The sequence below is a fragment of the Sphingomonas sp. SORGH_AS_0438 genome, assembly GCF_031453475.1.
GTDB lineage: Bacteria > Pseudomonadota > Alphaproteobacteria > Sphingomonadales > Sphingomonadaceae > Sphingomonas.
The window spans coordinates 3,757,731-3,775,512 of sequence record NZ_JAVIZS010000001.1; the positions used below are offsets into that span (position 1 = coordinate 3,757,731).

Below are 17,782 nucleotides of genomic sequence, written 5' to 3' on the forward strand. Positions count from 1 at the left end.
CTACCGGCGATCAGGCGGGAAATGCAAAGCGCTCCTATCCGTGCGGGGCCAGGCCCAGCTCGACGCCGGTCTTGTCATAACGGGCGAAGCGGTCAACCAGATCGGCGCTGGCGGCGTTATAGCCGGTCACCGTCACCTGCCGACCGTCGCGGCGCAACCGGGCGACGATCGTGTCGAGCGCGCCCACCGCTGAGATGTCCCAGAAATGCGCGGCGGACACGTCGATCGCCACCACGCGCGCCGGCTCGTCGCTCCGGAAGGCGCGGGTGAAGCGGTCGACCGAGGCGAAGAAGATCTGCCCGGTGACCCGGTAGGTGGTCGTGTCGCCCTCCGCGATACGCTCGACCGCGAACAGGCGGCGGACCTTGCCGGCGAAGAAGATGCCGGACAGCAGCACGCCGGCCAGCACGCCGCGCGCGAGGTCGTGCGTCGCCACCACCACCGCGACGGTGACCAGCATGACGATCGAGGAGGTCGGCGGATGGCGGCGGAGATTGGGGATGGAATTCCAGCTGAACGTGCCGATCGACACCATGATCATCACCGCGACCAGCGCCGGCATCGGGATTCGCCCGACCACCGGTCCCAGCCCGGTGAGCAGCACCAGCAGCACCGCGCCGGCGGTGAAGGTCGACAGGCGGAAGCGCCCGCCCGAGGTGACGTTGATCACCGACTGGCCGATCATCGCGCATCCGCCCATGCCGCCGACCAGCGCGGCGGCGATGTTGGCGGTGCCCTGGCCCAGGCATTCCTGCCGCTTGTTGCTGTCCGTATCGGTCATGTCGTCGACGATCTGCGCGGTCATCAGCGATTCGAGCAGGCCGACCGCCGCCATGGTGAGCGAATAGGGCAGGATGATGCGCAGCGTCTCCCAGGTCAGCGGCACGTCGGGCAGCGCCAGGCTGGGCAGCCCCTCCGGCAACCGGCCCATGTCGCCGACGGTGCGGACCGGCAGGCCGAGCGCGATGCTGACCGCCGCCAGCAGCAGGATCGCGACCAGCGGCGAGGGGACGAGCGTGGTGAGGCGCGGCAACAGGTAGATGATCGCCAGACCGGCCGCGACCAGCGCATAGCTGTGCCAGGTCACGCCGGTCAGTTGCGGAACCTGCGCCAGGAAGATCAGGATGGCCAGCGCGTTGACGAAGCCGGTGATGACCGACCGCGACACGAACTGCATCAGCAGGTCGAGCCGGAGCAGCCCGGCCGCCATCTGGATCAGCCCCATCAGGATGGTCGCGGCGAAGAGGTAGGAGACGCCATGATCGCGTACCAGCGGCGTGACGACCACCGCCACGGCGGCGGTGGCGGCGGAGATCATGCCCGGCCGCCCGCCGACCAGCGCGATCACCATCGCGATCGCCACCGAGGCATAGAGGCCGACGCGCGGATCGACGCCGGAGATGATCGAAAAGCCGATCGCCTCCGGGATCAGCGCCAGCGCGACGACCAGGCCGGCGAGCAGATCGCGGCGCACGCCGCCGAGATCGACGAACCATTGGGTCCGGTATGTGGAAAGAAGATGGGTCATGGAAGATATCCGCAACACGCGCCCGCCGTGCCCCATCGGGGTCACCGGACATTGGAATGGCGCGATTGAGGTTGTCCGGCGGATCGGCGGCCGGAAGAGCCACCCGGAATTGCACCGGGTCCATGCGAATGAGCGGGCCCTTACAGGATGGAGGCGGGGCGGGGCAAGGGTCAGGAGGCTTGTTGAGTGGGAAACGGGTAACCCGATGATGTTCCCCGGCGAAGGCCGGGGCCCAGTTGGAAAGGTGGTTGTACCGGAGCGCTGCGCGTCGTCACCAGCCTCCCCCAACCGGGCCCCGGCCTTCGCCGGGGAACAAGAAGGCAGAAGACCCCCTAGCGCCGGCCCCATTCACACCGCTACACCCTCCGCGAAATCGATAAGCCATTCAGGGGGATATCATGCTCGACCGCCGTCAGTTCCTGGCCACCAGCGGCCTTGCCGCGATCGGCACCGGCCTGGTTCCGGGCACCGCGCTGGCGCAGGGTGGCGATGCCGCGCTGAACGCCGCGTTCGAGCGCATCTTCCAGGATGCCGTCGCGCATTCGCCGGAAATGGCCACGTCGCTGGGCCTCGACAAGGGCGCGCTCGCGCCGCTCAAGCGCCAGCTGTCGCCCCGCACCGCCGTGCGCCGGGCGGAGGATGTCGCACGGACCAAGGCGGCACTGGCGCGGCTCGCCGCGTTCGATGCGAAGGGCCTGTCGCCCGCCGCGACGCTCAATCTGGAGGTGGTGCGCTATTCGCTGAACACGCAGATCGCCTCGGCCGAACGGTTCGGCATGGACAGCGCGATCCGCCCCTATCGCATCTTCCAGCAGGGCGGCGCCTATTTCTCGGTCCCCGATTTCCTCAACACCGCGCACACGATCAACCAGGCGAGCGATGCCGAGGCCTATCTGTCGCGGCTGGAGCAGTTCGCCACCGCGCTCGACCAGGACAGCGCGATGCAGGCCGCGGAGGCCCAGCGCGGACTGCTCGCGCCCGGCTGGTCGCTCGACCTGACGCTGGGCCAGATGCGCGCCTTGCGGCGCCAGCCCGCCGCCACCGCCACCATGGTCGATTCGCTCGTCCGCCGCGCCGCCGCCAAGGGGCTGGCCGGTGACTGGCAGGCGCGGGCCAGCCGCATCGTCTCCGACAAAATCTATCCCGCGCTCGACCGCCAGATCGCGCTGATCGAGAAGCTGAAGCCGATGACGCAGGCGGGCGATGGCATCTGGCGCATCCCGCAGGGCGATGCGGTCTATGCCATGGCGCTGGCGCAGGCGACCACCACCACCATGACTCCGGACGAGGTGCACAGGCTGGGCCTGGCGCAGGTCGCGGAGATCAGCGGCCAGCTCGACACGATCCTGAAGGCGCAGGGGTTGCGCGACGGCAGCGTCGGCGAGCGGCTGGCCAAGCTCAACGTCCGGCCGGACCAGCTCTACGCCAATGACGCGGCCGGCCGCGCCGCGCTGCTCGCCGGGCTGAACGAAGGCGTGAAAGGGATGTACGCCAGGCTGCCCCGGGCCTTCGCGACGGTGCCGACCCAGCCGCTGGAGATCCGCGCGGTGCCGGTGGAAATCCAGGACGGCGCGGCCAACGGCTATTACAACCGCGCCTCGCTCGACGGGTCGCGCCCGGCCATCTACTTCGTCAATCTGAAGGATGTCGGCGACTGGCCGAAATACACGCTGCCCTCGCTCACCTATCATGAGGGCGTGCCCGGCCATCATCTGCAGATCAGCCTGGCGCAGGAATCGCGCGACATCCCGACGCTTCGCAAGATCGGCTTCTTCTCCGCCTATTCGGAAGGCTGGGCGCTCTATGCCGAGCAGCTGGCCGACGAGCTGGGCGCCTATGCGACGCCGCTGGAGCGGGCGGGCTATCTGCAATCCTTCCTGTTCCGCGCCGCGCGGCTGGTGGTGGACACCGGCCTCCACGCCAAGCGGTGGAGCCGCGAACAGGCGACGGACTATATGGTCGCGACCACCGGCTTCGCCCGCCCGCGCACCTTGCGCGAGGTGGAGCGCTATTGCACCCAGGCGGGGCAGGCGTGCAGCTACAAGGTCGGCCACATGGCCTGGACCCGCGCCCGCGCCAAGGCCGAGGCGGCGCTGGGCGACCGGTTCGACCTGAAGCAGTTCCACGAGGTGCTGAAGGAAGGCGCGATGCCGCTGACCATCCTGGAGCGCCGCATCGACGAGCGGATCGCGGCGCAGCGGGGGTGAGGCCGTTCGGGGCTTCCCCGACCCCGGCCGTCGCGGCGCGTGCGGCGCGGCGATCCACGGTCCTGAGCGTGACTGCTCCGGGTCGCTTCGCCGCGCCTGTGACGGCGAGACTGTAGCGCATCACCATATCCGGGCAGCCCGCCCCACCTAGTTGCCTGATGGGACCTGCGCCCGTAATGCTGACCTTCATGTCGGGGGAAAAGCTGAACTGGTGGCAGACGCGGTGGTTCGTGGTGGCGATGGCGATCGCCGCGACGATCCCGCTCTGGTGGCCCACCATCCCGCCACTGGTCGATCTGCCCGGGCATATGGGGCGCTACCGCGTCCAATTCGCCATGGCGGAGAATCCGTGGCTGAACCAATGGTATGATTTTCGCTGGTCGCTGATCGGCAATCTGGGCATCGACCTGCTCATCATCCCGCTGGCCCCCCTGATGGGGCTGGAGCTGGCGGTGAAGCTGATCGTGATGGCGATCCCCTTCCTGATCGTCACTGGCCTGTTGTGGATCGCGCGCGAGGTGCATGGCCGCATCCCCGCGACCGCGCTGTTCGCGCTGCCGCTGGCCTATTGCTACCCGATCCAGTTCGGCTTCGTGAACTTCGCCCTGTCGATGGCGATCGCGCTCAACCTGTTCGCCTGGTGGCTGCGGCTGGCGCGACAGGGGCGGCTGATGTTCCGGGCGATCGTCTTCGTGCCGCTCAGCTGCGCCCTCTGGGTATGCCATACCTATGGCTGGGGCGTGCTGGGCGTGCTGGCCTTCTCGGCGGAGATGATCCGCCAGCACGACCTGCGCAAGGACGGTCGGGGCGGCCACTGGCTGGAAAGCTGGATCCGCGCCGGCTTGGGCTGCGTACCGCTCGCCCTGCCGCTGGTAATGATGGTGGTGTGGCGGTCGGGCGATCACGTCACCGGGGTCACCGCCGATTATTTCAACTGGCGCGCCAAGATCCAGTGGATGATGATGGTGCTGCGCGACCGCTGGCTGGCATGGGACATCGCCTCCACGACGATCCTGCTGATCATCCTGCTCAAGGGCGTGCGCGACGACCGGATCGAGTATTCGCGCAACCTGGGCCTGTCGGCGCTGTTCCTGTTCCTGGTCTATCTGCTGCTGCCGCGTATCGTGTTCGGCTCGGCCTATGCGGACATGCGCCTCGCGCCCTTCGTGCTGGCGATCCTGCTGATCGCGCTTCGGCCCAAGCGGGGCAGCCAGCCGCGCGACGCGGCGATACTGGCGACGCTGGGCCTCCTGTTCTACGCGGCGCGGCTGGTCGGCACGACGTGGAGCTTCGCGCTTTATGCCCAGGCCTATGACCGCACCCTGGCGGTGCTGGACGTGCTGCCGGAGCGCGCGCGCGTGGTCAGCTTCGTCGGGCGGCGCTGCTATGACGACTGGACCTATACGCGGCTGGAGCATGTCCCCGGCCTGCTGCTGGAGCGCAAGCTGGCCTATACCAACGACCAATGGTCGATGGCCGGCGCGCAGCAGCTGACCGCGCGCTACACGGCGGCGCGCGGCTTCGCGCATGATCCGTCGCAGATCGTCACCGATCGCTATTGCCGGGGCGAATGGTGGCGGCCGCTGGGCTATGCGCTCCAGCTGTTCCCGCGCAATGCCTTCGACTATGTCTATCTGATCAGCCCACCGCGCTTCGACCACAAGCAGCTCAAGGGGCTGTCGCTGATCTGGCAGAACGGCACCAACTATCTCTACCGGGTCGACGACCGGACCCAGCCGCCGCCCCCGCCGCCGCTAGTCAAGCGGCGGCCCAGGCCGGTCGCTAGGTAAACGACGCCATGACCGGGCGGGGGCGGCTACCCCCGTTTGAACGGGGTCAGCGCCTCCAAATATTCGGCGTCCGCCGCGACGCCCTGGCGTTCGCGCTCCAGAAAGGCGGCGACCGCGCGGCGGAAGTCGGGATGGGGGATGTAATGCGCCGACCAGGTCGGCACCGGCGCATAGCCGCGCGCCAGCTTGTGCTCGCCCTGCGCGCCCGCCTCGACGCGCTGGAGGCCGCGCAGGATCGCCGCCTCGATCGCCTGGTAATAGCAGAGCTCGAAATGGAGGAAGGGCACCTCCTCGGTGCAGCCCCAATAGCGGCCGTAGAGCGTATCCTCGCCGATCAGGTTGAGCGCGCCGGCGATCGGCACGCCGTCCCGCTCCGCCAGGATCAGCAGCACGCGATCCCCCATCGTCTCGCCGAGCAGCGGGAAGGTGGCGCGGGTCAGATAGGGCGTCCCCCATTTGCGGCTGCCCGTATCTTGGTAGAAGGTCCAGAAGGCATCCCAATGCTCCGCCCGGATCGCGTCGCCGGACAGGTGGCGGATCGTCAGCCCCTCCACCGCCGCCGCGCGCTCCTTGCGGATCGCCTTGCGCTTGCGGCTGGCGAGATCGTCCAGGAAGCCGTCGAAATTGCGATAGCCGCGATTGGTCCAGTGGAACTGCACGCCCTGACGGATCAGCCATCCCGCCGCCTCGAACAGCGGCACCTGCGCTTCGTCGAGGAAGGTGGCATGGGCGGGAGGACAGGTCGTTCTGGTCGACCACCGCCTGCACCGCGCCGATCAGCGCCGGGGCGAGGGTAGGATCTCGCAGCAGCAGCCGGGGACCGGGCACCGGGCTGAAGGGGGAGGCGATCTGGAGCTTGGGGTAATAGTCGCCGCCGGCCCGTTCCCAGGCATCGGCCCAACCATGGTCGAAGACATATTCGCCCTGGCTGTGCGCCTTGATATAGGCCGGGGCGATGGCGGCGGGGCGGCCGTCATCGCCGTCGACGATGATCGGCAGGGGCTGCCAGCCGCTGCGTCCGCCGACTGCGCCGGATTCCTCCAGCGCGGTCAGGAAAGCATGGCCGACGAACGGGTTGGCGCTGCCGGCGCAGGCATCCCAATCGGCGGCGGCGATCTGGCGGACGCCGTCGGCCAGGCGGGCGGTGATGCTGGTCATTACCGCCCGATCTAGGGATCGGAGGGTCAGGCCGGAAGGGGCAGCGCCTCGCCGACCTGCACGATCGCATCGACCTCGACCGCCGCGCCGAGCGGCAGCACCGGCACGCCGACCGCCGAGCGGGCATGGCGGCCATGATCGCCGAACAAAGCGACCATCAGTTCGGACGCGCCATTGGCGACCTTGGGCTGGTCGGTGAAGTCGCCGGTCGAATTGACGAACACGCCCAGCTTCACGATCCGCGCCACGCGCGACAGGTCGCCGCCCAGATATTTCTTGAGCTGCGCGACGATCATGAGGCCACAGGCCTGCGCCGCCGCCTGGCCATCCTCCAGCGAAACGCCGTCGCCCAGCCGACCGGTGACGAGCTGGCCGTCGCGGAACGGCAACTGGCCGGAGACATGGAGCAGCCCGCCCGCCTCGACGACGGGGACATAGGCGGCGACGGGAGCAGCGGCCTCGGGCAGGGTGAGGCCCAGCTCTTCGAGCTTGCGAGCGATATGGTCGGTCATGGCCGGGAGGTGCCTTTGCCCGCGCGACCGGTCAAGCCCCCTCAGGTCGCCGCCATCGCCTCGGCCGCCAGCGCCTCCGCCTCGATCAGCAGCGCGTCGTCGCCGGCATTGGTCGACACCCGCTCTCGGCCGATCAGGACCAGCACCGGCACCGCGAGCGGCGACACCCGTTCCAGGTCGACATGCACCATCGTCTCCGCCGCGCGGTCGAGCAGATGGGCGAGCCGGCCGACATCGGTCATCCGCGCCCGCGCATCGTCCCAGGCGGCCTGGAGCAGCAAATGGGTCGGCTCGTATTTGCGCAGCACGTCGTAGATCAGGTCGGTTGAGAAGGTGACCTGTCGCCCGGTCTTGCGCTTGCCGGGATGCTGGCGGTCGACCAGTCCGCCGATCACCGCCACCTCGCGGAACGCGCGTTTCAGCAGATGCGACTGCTGCACCCAGTCGACGAATTCCTCCTCCAGAATATCGGCGGAGAACAAGGCGGCGGGGTCCTCGATCTTCTCCAGCCCATAGCAGGCGAGCGCGTAGTCATTGGCGACGAAGCCCAGCGGCTTCAGTCCGCGCGCCTCCATCCGCTTGGTGACCAGCATTCCCAGCGACTGGTGCGCGTTCCACCCCTCGAAGCTGTAGGCGACCATGTAATGCCGCCCCTCGCGCGGGAAGGTCTCGACCAGCAACTGGCCCGGCTCCGGCATCCGGGACCGGCGGGCCTGCATCGCCAGCCAGTCGCGGACATCGGCCGGAAAGCGGTGCCATTCGGACGAATCGGCCAGGAACCGCCGCACCCGGTCGGCGAGGCTGGTCGACAGCGGCATCCGGCTGCCGCCATAGCTGGGGATGCGCGCCGGGCGGCTGGTGGCGCGGACGACCAGATCCTCGGTGTCGATCGTCTCCACCTCCAGGCTGAGCCCGGCGAAGAAGAAGGTGTCGCCATGGCTCAGCGTCGCGGCGAATCCTTCCTCGACCTTGCCCAGCTTGCGGCCGTTGCGGAAGCGCACGGTCAGCATCGTCGCCTCGACGATGATGCCGGCGTTCAGCCGGTGCTGCGCGACGAACTTCGGATGGGCGACGCGCCACGTCCCGTCCGCCTCCTGCACCAGCCGCTTGAACCGGTCATAGGCGCGCAGCGAATAGCCGCCGTCGCGGATGAAGCCGAGCACGCGGTCGAACGTCTCGTCGGTCAGCGCCGAATAGGGCAGGGCGGAGCGGACCTCGTCCAGCAGATCCTCCTGCCGGAACGGGCCGGCACAGGCACAGGCCATGACATGCTGCGCCAGCACGTCGAGCGCGCCGGGACGGAACAGGTCGGGGTCCAGCTCGCCCGCCGCCACCGCGTCCAGCGCGGCGCGCGCCTCCAGATATTCGAAACGGTTGCCGGGGACCAGGATCGCCTCGCTCGCCTCGTCCAGCCGGTGGTTGGCGCGACCGATGCGTTGCAGCAGTCGTGACGATCCCTTGGGCGCGCCCATCTGGATCACGCAATCGACATCGCCCCAGTCGACGCCCAGGTCCAGGCTGGAGGTGGCGACCAGCGCGCGCAGCCGGCCGGACGCCATCGCCGCCTCCACCTTGCGCCGCGCCTCCAGCGCCAGGCTGCCGTGATGGACGCCGATCGGCAGGCCCTGCGCATTGGCCTTCCATAGATCCTGGAAGATCAGCTCCGCCAAGCTGCGCGTGTTACAGAAGACGATCGAGGTCTTGTGCGCGGCGATCTCGCCCATCACCTGCTCGGCGGCATAGCGCCCCGAATGGCCGGCCCAGGGCACGCGGTCCTGCGGCAGCAGGATCTCGATGCGGGGGGCGGCGCCAGGCTCGCCTCGCACCAGCGACACCGCGTCGATGTCGCCGTCCGGGGCCAACCAGGCGCGATAGCCGTCCGGGTCCGCCACCGTCGCCGACAGCGCGACGCGGCGCAGGTCGGGCGCGATCCGCTGCAACCGCGCCATCGCCAGCGCCAGCAGGTCGCCGCGCTTGCCGGTGGCGAAGGCATGGACCTCGTCGACCACCATCGTGCGCAGGCCGGCGAACATCGTCGCGCTGTCGGGATAGCTGAGCAGCAGCGACAGGCTTTCGGGCGTGGTCAGCAGGATGTGCGGCGGCTTGACCCGCTGGCGCGCCTTGCGGTCGGAGGGGGTGTCGCCGGTGCGCGTCTCGACCCGGATATCCAGGCCCATCTCGTCGATCGGGTTGACCAGGTTGCGCTGGATATCGACCGCCAGCGCCTTGAGCGGCGAGACGTAGAGCGTGTGCAGCCCGTCGCGCGGGGCCTCGATCAGCTCGGCGAGCGTCGGCAGGAAGCCGGCGAGCGTCTTGCCCGCGCCGGTCGTCGCGACCAGCAGCGCGTGGCGGCCCGCCCGCGCCTCCGCCAGCATGTCGCGCTGGTGCCGCCGGGGCTGCCAGCCGCGCGTAGCGAACCAGGCGGTGAGGGGCGCGGGAAGGTCGGTCAGGGGCGAGTCGTTCAGGATCGGGGTGTCTCGTCCTTGTGGTACAGGTCGCGCGTCGCCTGTTCGCTGCGGCGCTCCTGTTCGGGCGGGATCGCCTTGTTCTTCGCGCGGGCCCACAGGATCACGCCGAACAGCACGAACGCGCCGACGAACACCACGATCATCCACAGGCTGCCCGTCAGCCAGTTGCTCTCCACCTGTCCCATCGTCCATTCTCCGAATGTCGTGCCGCCTGAACCCGGCGGCAATGGGTTTCGATCCGGGGACAAGCATTTGCGCGACGACGCCCAGGGCGCGGTCGGCGGGTCGAGCCTGTGTGTCCCGGGCGATCGGGACTGGATTTAGCTTGCGCTGGACGGGGTGTCCGCCTCCGCCAGCAATCGTTCCGCCTCCGCCAGATGGAGGCGTTCGACCATCGCGCCGTCGAGCGCGATCGCGCCGCGTCCATCGGCCTCGGGGGCGGCGAAGGCGGCGACCACGCGGGCGGCCCAGGCCAGTTCGGCGTCGGTCGGACCGAAGGCGGCCTGGGCGATGGCGATCTGGCCGGGGTGGATCAGCGTCTTGCCGTCGAAGCCCAGCATCGCGCCCTGCGCGCATTCCGCCGCCAGCCGCGCCTCGTCCTTGATCGCGTTGAGCACGCCGTCGAGCGCGATCATCCCGCCCGCGCGTGCCGCCGCCACGATCGCCGCCAGATGCGGGACCAGCGGCGTGCGCGCCGCGTCGGGGCGGCAGCGCAGGTCGAGCGCCAGGTCGTTGGTGCCGGCGACCAGCGCCTCCAGCCGCCATGTGGCCGCACCCGCCGCGAGCGCGGGCAGCGCCATCAGTCCGCGCGCCGTCTCGATCATCGCCCAGAGCGCGGGGCCATTCTTTCCAAGCGCCTGCCGCGCCGCGTCGCAAGACCCGGCATCGTCCAGCTTGGGCAGCAGCACCGCATCGACCGGCGCGCCGGCCAGCGCGGCGAGATCCTCGTCATGCCAGACCGTGCCGACCGCATTGGCGCGCACCACCAGCCGCCGGTCGCCGAACCCCTGATGCGCCACCGCCACCGCCGCGTCGCGCGCCGCCGCCTTCGCCTCGGGGGCGACCGCATCCTCCAAGTCGAGGATCACCGTATCGCAGGCCAGATGGCGGACCTTTTCTATCGCCCGTGCGTTCGAAGCGGGCAAAAACAGGGCGGTGCGACACCGGCGCTTCATCATCATGAAGTCTATCTAGTCGGTCCAGGGGGTTACCGAAAGTGACAGCGTCACGAAGACGGCATGATACAGCTTTGTCGAGGGCCATGCTGGCCGCGCCGTTACTGGTGCTCCAAGGATGTTCATCCGGCATCCTCGATCCCGCCGGTCCGGTGGCGGCGGGCAACAAGACGGTGCTGGTCAATGCGTTGATCATCATGCTGGGGATCGTGGTGCCGACGATCCTGGCGACCCTGGCTTTCGCCTGGTGGTTCCGCGCCGGCAATGCCCGCGCCAAATTCCGCCCCGACTTCACCTATTCGGGCAAGATCGAGCTGCTCGTCTGGTCGGTGCCCGCCCTGGTCATCATCTTCCTCGCCGGCCTGACCTGGACCAGCAGCCATGCGCTCGCCCCGGAAAAGCCGCTCGAATCGCGCGTCCGCGCCCGGTGACGGTGCAGGTAATCGCGCTCGATTGGAAATGGCTGTTCATCTATCCCGAACAGGGGATCGCGACCGTCAACCGGCTGGTCGTCCCCGTCGGGACGCCGATCAACTTCCGCATCACCAGCGGCACGGTGATGAACAGCTTCTTCGTGCCGCAGCTCGGCAGCCAAATCTACGCCATGTCGGGAATGGATTCGAAGCTGCACCTCCAGGCCGACCGGCCGGGCCGGTATCGCGGCCTGTCCGCCCATTATAGCGGGGAGCATTTCGCCGACATGACCTTCTTCGTCGATGCGGTGCCGCCCGCCGCCTTCCAGCGCTGGGCGGCGTCCGCGCGCGGGCAGGGGCCGGTGCTCGACGGCCCGACCTTCCTGCGCCTGGCCGAGGCGGACAGCCTCGCCCAGCCCGTCACCTTCCGCGCGGTGATGCCGCGCCTCTACGACCGGATCGTCGCCAATGGCGGCGCGCCGGTGCGCGAAACCGCCAAGAGCGGCCGGGAGTCGAAGCATTGAGCCGGCTGCAATCCGTGGAGACGGGGCAGATCTCGCCCATTTTCGGCAAGCTGCGCTGGGACTCCATTCCCTTTTCCGAACCGCTGCCCCTGGTCGCCGCGGGGCTGGTCGGCGCGGTGGTGCTGGCGACGTTGGGCTGGGCGTGGAAGCGGGGCTATATGCCCTATCTGTGGAAGGAGTGGATCACCTCCGTCGACCACAAGAAGATCGGCATCATGTATTGCGCGATGGCGGCGGTCATGCTGCTGCGCGGCTTTTCCGATGCGCTGCTGATGCGCTCGCAACAGGCGATCGCCTATAACAGCCCCGGCTATCTGCCGCCGGAACATTACGACCAGATCTTCTCCGCGCACGGCACGATCATGATCTTCTTCGTGGCGATGCCGTTCATGATCGGGCTGATGAACTTCGTGCTGCCGCTGCAACTCGGCATCCGCGACGTCGCCTTCCCGACGCTCAACTCGGTCAGCTTCTGGCTGACCGCCGCGGGCGCGCTGCTCGTCAATGTCAGCCTGGTGGTCGGCGAGTTCGCCAAGACCGGCTGGGTGGTCTATCCGCCGCTCAGCGAGTTGCGCTTCTCGCCCGGCGTCGGCGTCGACTATTATCTCTGGGCGCTCCAGATATCGGGAGTGGGCACGCTTCTGTCCGGCGTCAACCTGGTGACGACGATCCTGAAGATGCGCGCGCCCGGCATGGGCTATACCCGGATGCCGATGTTCTGCTGGACGTCGCTGGCCACCAACCTGCTGATCGTCGCCGCCTTCCCGATCCTGACCGCCACCTTGGCGATGCTGACGCTCGACCGCTATCTCGGCTTCCACTTCTTCACCAACGAGGCCGGCGGTAACCAGATGATGTTCGTCAACCTCATCTGGGCCTGGGGTCATCCGGAAGTCTATATCCTGATCCTTCCCGCCTTCGGCATCTTCAGCGAAGTGGTGTCGACCTTCTCGGGCAAGCCGTTGTTCGGCTATCGCTCGATGATCCTGGCGACCATGGTGATCTGCCTGTTGTCGTTCATGGTCTGGCTGCACCATTTCTTCACCATGGGGGCGGGCGCCGACGTCAACGGCTTCTTCGGGATCACGACGATGATCATCGCGGTGCCGACCGGGGTGAAGGTCTTCAACTGGCTGTTCACCATGTATGGCGGGCGGATTCGCTTCACCACGCCGATGCTCTGGTCGATCGGCTTCATGGTCACCTTCGTGATCGGCGGGATGACCGGCGTGCTGCTGGCGGTGCCGCCGGCCGATTTCGTGCTGCACAATTCGGTGTTCCTGGTCGCGCACTTCCACAATGTCATCATCGGCGGCGTGCTGTTCGGTGCGTTCGCGGGAACGACCTATTGGTGGCCCAAGGCATTCGGCTTCACGCTGGACGAAACCTGGGGCAAGCGCGCCTTCTGGTTGTGGATCACCGGCTTCTACCTGGCCTTCATGCCGCTCTACGTGCTGGGCCTGATGGGGATGACGCGGCGGCTGCAACATTATGACGTGCCCGGCTGGCAGCCCTGGCTGATCGCGGCGGGGGCCGGCGCGCTGCTGATCCTGTGCGGCATCGCCTGCCAGATCCGCATGATCTGGGTATCGATCCGGAATCGCGAGCATCTGGTCGATGCCAGCGGCGATCCCTGGGATGGCCGCACGCTGGAATGGATCACCAGCTCGCCGCCGCCCGCCTTCAACTTCGCGGCGCTGCCGCATGTCGAGGGCGAGGAAGCCTATTGGGACATCAAGTCCAGCGCCCGCGACCGCCGGCAACTGAGCGACCTGCCCGATTACGATCATTTCGAAATGCCGCGCAACAGCCCGACCGGGATCATCACCGCCTTCTTCGCGACCGCGATGGGCTTTGCCCTGGTCTGGCATATCTGGTGGCTGGTGATCCTGGGCTTCCTGGGGGCCTGGGCGACCTTCGTCGTCTTCGCTTGGCGCGACGAGGCGGAATATCAGGTCACCGCCGAGGAGGCGGAGGCGATCGACCGTGACCGGCGCGAGGCCAAGGCCCGGCTGCTCGACATTCCGATGGAGCGCCCGGCATGAGCGCCGCGACCACTGCCCCCAGCCCGTCCTCCCCGTCGGCAAGCGGGAAGGGCGATCCCAATCGGCTGGGCCATGGCACGGTGCCGATCAGCGAGCAGGGGCCGGCGCCCAAGCGGATCGTCGTCGCCTATGGCTTCTGGATCTTCCTGCTGTCCGACTTCATTATGTTCGCGGGCTTCTTCGCCGCCTATGCGGTGCTGGTCGGCGCGACCGCCGGCGGCCCGACCGGCACGGACGTGTTCGAACTGCCGCTGGTCGCCGCCGAGACGGTGCTGCTGCTCCTCTCCAGCTTCGCCTGCGGGCTGGCGGGCATCGCGGCCGTGCAGCGGTCGACCCGCTGGTTCCAGGTGGCGATGGCGGCGACCGCGCTGTTCGGCGCAGCGTTCCTGGCGTGCGAGCTCTACGAGTTCACGCATTTGATCGGCGAGGGGGCGGGGCCGGGACGCAGCGCCTTCCTGTCGGCCTTCTTCGCGCTGGTCGGCTGTCACGGCGTCCATGTCACCCTAGGCCTGGTCTGGCTGACGACGATGATGGCGCAGGTATGGGCCAAGGGATTCCGTGACGATATCCTGCGGCGGATCGCCTGTTTCAGCCTGTTCTGGCACGCGCTCGACATCATCTGGGTGGCGCTGTTCACCGTGGTCTATCTGATGGGAGCCGGCGGCGCATGAGCGACGAACACAGCCATGTCGACGACACGCGGACGGCCGGGCAGGGCCATGGCCATGCCGCGCCGGGCGAACAGGAGAGCGAGGCCAAGACCGATGTGCGCAAGGCCGTGGGCATCTATGGCGTCGGCCTGTTGCTGGCGGCGATCCTGACGGCGGCGTCCTTCTGGGCGGCAGGCAGCCATGCGATCTTCGGCCCCGCCGTGCCGGTCGCGCTGATCGCGCTGGCGGTGGCGCAGATGGGCGTCCATCTGGTCTTCTTCCTCCACATCACCACCGGGCCGGACAATACCAACAACGTGCTGGCGCTGGCGTTCGGCGTACTGATCGTCGCGCTGGTGCTGGTCGGCAGCCTGTGGATCATGCGCCATCTGGATCATAATCTGATGCCGATGAGCGTGGTGATGGACATGCAGCGCTAGGCGGGGGAGCGGACCCGGCTTGATCCCCCCGGCGGCGGCTTGCATGACCATCGCCTATGACTGCGGAACCCGATCTTCGCCGCCGTGCGATCCTGGCCTTGAGCGAAGGGCGCGTCGATGCCGGTATCCAGGCCTATCGCGCATTGCTGGCAAAGATACGGGGCGGACCGGACGACTGGTATAATCTCGGCTATCTGTTGCGATGCGCGCGGGACTTCGACGCGGCGCTCCATGCCTATGACCGGGCGATCGCGGCTGGCATCGATCGGCCCGAAGAGGTGCGGCTGAACCGCGCCGTCATCCTGTCCGAACATTGTGATCGGCCGGAGGCGGCGGAGGCGGAATTGCGGCTGGCGCTGGCCTCCGCGCCGGCATTGCTGCCCGCCTGGCTGAACCTGGGCAATCTGTACGAAGATCGCGGCGCGGCGGCGGAGGCGCAAGCGGCCTATCGGCAGGCGCTGGCGATCGACGCCGGCAATGGCCGGGCCCGGGCGCGGCTGGCGATGATCGACATCCATCAGGGCCGGGCGGCCGTCGCGGTCGACCAGCTTCGCGACCTGCTCGCGCGGCCCGGCCTGTCACCGGTGGCGGCGGCAGAGATGGGCTTCGCCTTGGGCGCGGCGCTGGATGCGCTGGAGGATTATGACGCCGCCTTCGCCGCCTTCACCGTCGCCAACCGGACGGCGGCGCAGGCCAGCGACCCCCGCCTCCGCTATGATCGCGCCGCGCAGGAACGGCTGACCGACGACCTGATCGCGGCGACGCCGGGGCGGGCGCAGGCTCGCCCGGAGGCGGAGGTCGCGCCGATCTTCATCTGCGGCATGTTCCGCTCGGGCTCCACCCTGACCGAACAGATGCTGGGCCGCCATCCGATGATTCATGCGGCCGGCGAGTTGGAGGTCATCCCGGCGCTGGCCCATGCGATCCCGGGCTACCCCCGCACGCTACCGTCGCTGGACGAGGAGCGGCTCACCGCCTTGCGCGATCGCTACCGGGCGGAGGTGCGGCCGCCCGCCGGAACGCTGCGGATCACCGACAAGCGGCCCGACAACATCCTGCATGTCGGGCTGATCAAGCAGATGTTCCCCGATGCGCGGATCGTCCACACCGTGCGGCAGCCGCTGGACAATATCCTGTCGGTCTGGTTCCTCTATTTCGACGATCATATCCGCTACGGCCATGACCTGGGCGATGCCGCGCATTACTACCGGCAATGCCGCCGCCTGATGGATCACTGGCAACGCAGCTATCCCGGGGACATCCACCAGATTCCATACGAGGCCCTGGTCGCCGACCCCGAGCCGGCGATGCGCGCGCTGACGGACTTTGCCGGCCTGCCCTGGGACCCGGCGGTGCTGGCGCCGGAGCGGGGCGATGCGATCGTGCGCACGGCGAGCGTGTGGCAGGTCCGCCAGCCGCTGCACCAGCGATCGGTCAACCGCTGGCGGCATTATGCCGGGCCGCTGGCGGCGTTCCGCGACCAACTGGGCGACCTGCTCGACGGCATGGCCTGAACCACGTTCAGGGCGCGATCGTGCCCTGGCCCGTGGCGTGGAACAGCGCCTTCAGCATCGAACGCTCCTCGGCCTCCAGATAGGGGTTCCAGATGTCGAAGATCAGCACGATCCGCAGGTCGTCGCTGTCGTTCCAGGCCTCATGCTCGATCGTGTCGTCAAAGGCGAAGGCCTCGCCCTCGCGCCAGGCGCGCGTCTCGCCGCCGACCCGGAAACGGCATCGCTCGGGTACGACCAGCGGCAGATGCACGATCGACCGGGTGTTGGTGACGCCGGTATGCGTCGGGATATGCGCACCGGGTCGCAGGATCGAGAAGAAGGCGGTCGGCGCCTTGCCGGGACTGTCATTCTGCGGAATCGCCGCCAGTGCGGCCGCGGTTTCCGGGCAGCGTTCGCACACGGCGTCGTTGCGAACGCCATATTCCCACAGGAAACAGGCGCTCCAGGCCAGGTCATGGTCCAGCTTCGACCAGGGATTGACGGGGGTGCCCGCCTCCTGCCGGACATAGGGGCGGATATGGGGCACGCCCTCGCGCAACAGCGTCTCCGCCTCGGCGCGGATCGCGGCGGTGCGCGCCTCCAGCGCCTCGAACCAGGGGAAGAGCGTGCGATCGAAGAACTCCACCGCCGGCAGGAAGGGATAATGCAGGCCGGCGCAGTGATTGTTGTAGATGCGCCGCCGCCCGAGCAGCGTATCGACGCAGGCGGCGAAGCGGCGCGCGCCTGCCGTCCCGTTGGCGGCATCGTCCAGTCCGGGCACGCTCTGCGCGATGCGGTCCCCCAGAGCGCGGGTCTGTTCCGCCAGGAAGCGTTCGCCACGCGCGACGGCCTCGACGATGGCGGGGCTGCGCTCCGGTAGCAGGGCGGCGATCTGCACCACCGCGCTCCAGCAGCGGATCGCCTCCACCGTCTCGGCGCGGCGTTCGTGCAGTTCGGCCAGGCGCAACTGGGCGGTCAGATTGCGCCGGTCGAGGGCGAGGGCCTCTTCCAGGGCCTTGCGTTCCGCGGCATCGTCGCCGGCCAGCCGGTGGGCGGTGGCCAGGTTGATCCACAGGATCGGCTGGTTCGCGTCCTGTGCGGCGGCGGTGGCGAAGCAGCGCGCCGCCATGGCCGCATCCGCATCGGCCAGCGCGCGCATCCCACGCGCGTTCAGCACCTGCGGATGATCGGGGACCAGGGCGAGCGCCTCGTCGAGCAGGCGGCGATCCTCGTCATGCGCGCCGCGCTGGCGGGCCTGCCCGGCGGCGGCGATACGCTGTTGAACCGATGCGGGAAGGGGAGGCATTCGGACGCTCCGTCCTGGATGGGAAAAGGAAGGCACCAACGGCCCTACGAAAAAGGGCGACCCAGCGGGCCGC

14 protein-coding genes, 1 pseudogene and 1 other annotated feature are annotated in these 17,782 nt (G+C 68.5%); of the genes and pseudogenes, 8 read left to right on the forward strand and 7 right to left on the reverse strand.

The window, feature by feature from the left end:
• Window positions 1-34: 34 nt before the first annotated feature.
• A complete protein-coding gene (locus QE452_RS17710; protein WP_309660023.1) occupies window positions 35-1,528 on the reverse strand; it encodes a SulP family inorganic anion transporter in 1,494 nt (497 codons plus the stop codon).
• A gap of 69 nt (window positions 1,529-1,597) precedes the next feature.
• Window positions 1,598-1,653 (reverse strand) — a sequence feature (sul1 is cis-regulatory element that is thought to sense ions involved in sulfur or methionine metabolism; They are found in Alphaproteobacteria).
• A gap of 273 nt (window positions 1,654-1,926) precedes the next feature.
• On the opposite strand from QE452_RS17710, the gene QE452_RS17715 reads away from it, so the two are divergent.
• The gene (locus tag QE452_RS17715) at window positions 1,927-3,735 is read left to right on the forward strand and encodes a DUF885 family protein (protein ID WP_309660022.1); all 1,809 of its coding nucleotides are present in this window, start codon (window positions 1,927-1,929) and stop codon (window positions 3,733-3,735) included.
• A 176-nt stretch (window positions 3,736-3,911) separates the two neighbouring features.
• Entirely contained in the window at window positions 3,912-5,525 is a 1,614-nt protein-coding gene (locus tag QE452_RS17720) for a hypothetical protein (protein ID WP_309660021.1), read from the forward strand.
• A gap of 26 nt (window positions 5,526-5,551) precedes the next feature.
• Here the strand turns inward: QE452_RS17720 and QE452_RS17725 are convergent.
• The 5 genes and pseudogenes from QE452_RS17725 to QE452_RS17745 form a co-directional block, all read right to left on the reverse strand.
• Window positions 5,552-6,683: pseudogene (locus tag QE452_RS17725) on the reverse strand (GNAT family N-acetyltransferase).
• 26 nt (window positions 6,684-6,709) lie between these two features.
• Complete coding sequence (locus tag QE452_RS17730) at window positions 6,710-7,195, reverse strand: RidA family protein (protein ID WP_309660019.1); 486 nt, start codon at window positions 7,193-7,195, stop codon at window positions 6,710-6,712.
• A 41-nt stretch (window positions 7,196-7,236) separates the two neighbouring features.
• A complete protein-coding gene (locus QE452_RS17735; RefSeq protein WP_309660131.1) occupies window positions 7,237-9,645 on the reverse strand; it encodes a ligase-associated DNA damage response DEXH box helicase in 2,409 nt (802 codons plus the stop codon).
• 11 nt (window positions 9,646-9,656) lie between these two features.
• A complete protein-coding gene (locus QE452_RS17740) occupies window positions 9,657-9,890 on the reverse strand; it encodes a hypothetical protein (protein WP_309730451.1) in 234 nt (77 codons plus the stop codon).
• A 93-nt stretch (window positions 9,891-9,983) separates the two neighbouring features.
• Window positions 9,984-10,841: an HpcH/HpaI aldolase/citrate lyase family protein gene (locus QE452_RS17745; RefSeq protein ID WP_405052813.1), complete on the reverse strand. Its 858-nt coding sequence runs from the start codon at window positions 10,839-10,841 to the stop codon at window positions 9,984-9,986.
• A gap of 71 nt (window positions 10,842-10,912) precedes the next feature.
• Here QE452_RS17745 and QE452_RS17750 point away from each other — a divergent pair, with 71 nt between their 5' ends.
• Genes QE452_RS17750 through QE452_RS17775 form a run of 6 tightly spaced genes read left to right on the forward strand, consistent with a single transcriptional unit; the run spans window position 10,913 to window position 16,424 of the window.
• On the forward strand, window positions 10,913-11,269 hold the full coding sequence (locus QE452_RS17750) for a hypothetical protein (RefSeq protein ID WP_309730454.1): 357 nt from the start codon (window positions 10,913-10,915) through the stop codon (window positions 11,267-11,269).
• Window positions 11,266-11,775, forward strand: coding sequence for a cytochrome ubiquinol oxidase subunit II (locus tag QE452_RS17755; protein ID WP_309730456.1), 510 nt, complete (start codon window positions 11,266-11,268; stop codon window positions 11,773-11,775). Before QE452_RS17750 ends, QE452_RS17755 begins: the two co-directional genes overlap by 4 nt.
• Window positions 11,772-13,820 carry a cytochrome o ubiquinol oxidase subunit I gene (gene cyoB, locus QE452_RS17760; protein ID WP_309660016.1) on the forward strand — a complete coding sequence of 683 codons (2,049 nt, stop codon included), beginning with the start codon at window positions 11,772-11,774 and terminating at the stop codon, window positions 13,818-13,820. The genes QE452_RS17755 and cyoB overlap by 4 nt, the downstream gene beginning before the upstream one ends.
• On the forward strand, window positions 13,817-14,491 hold the full coding sequence (locus tag QE452_RS17765; protein ID WP_309660015.1) for a cytochrome (ubi)quinol oxidase subunit III: 675 nt from the start codon (window positions 13,817-13,819) through the stop codon (window positions 14,489-14,491). The genes cyoB and QE452_RS17765 overlap by 4 nt, the downstream gene beginning before the upstream one ends.
• Window positions 14,488-14,910 carry a cytochrome o ubiquinol oxidase subunit IV gene (cyoD, locus tag QE452_RS17770; protein ID WP_309660014.1) on the forward strand — a complete coding sequence of 141 codons (423 nt, stop codon included), beginning with the start codon at window positions 14,488-14,490 and terminating at the stop codon, window positions 14,908-14,910. Before QE452_RS17765 ends, cyoD begins: the two co-directional genes overlap by 4 nt.
• A gap of 56 nt (window positions 14,911-14,966) precedes the next feature.
• Entirely contained in the window at window positions 14,967-16,424 is a 1,458-nt protein-coding gene (locus tag QE452_RS17775) for a sulfotransferase (protein WP_309660013.1), read from the forward strand.
• 7 nt (window positions 16,425-16,431) lie between these two features.
• Here QE452_RS17775 and QE452_RS17780 read toward each other — a convergent pair whose 3' ends face one another.
• The gene (locus tag QE452_RS17780) at window positions 16,432-17,709 is read right to left on the reverse strand and encodes an aspartyl/asparaginyl beta-hydroxylase domain-containing protein (RefSeq protein WP_309660012.1); all 1,278 of its coding nucleotides are present in this window, start codon (window positions 17,707-17,709) and stop codon (window positions 16,432-16,434) included.
• Between the last annotated feature and the right edge of the window lie 73 nt (window positions 17,710-17,782).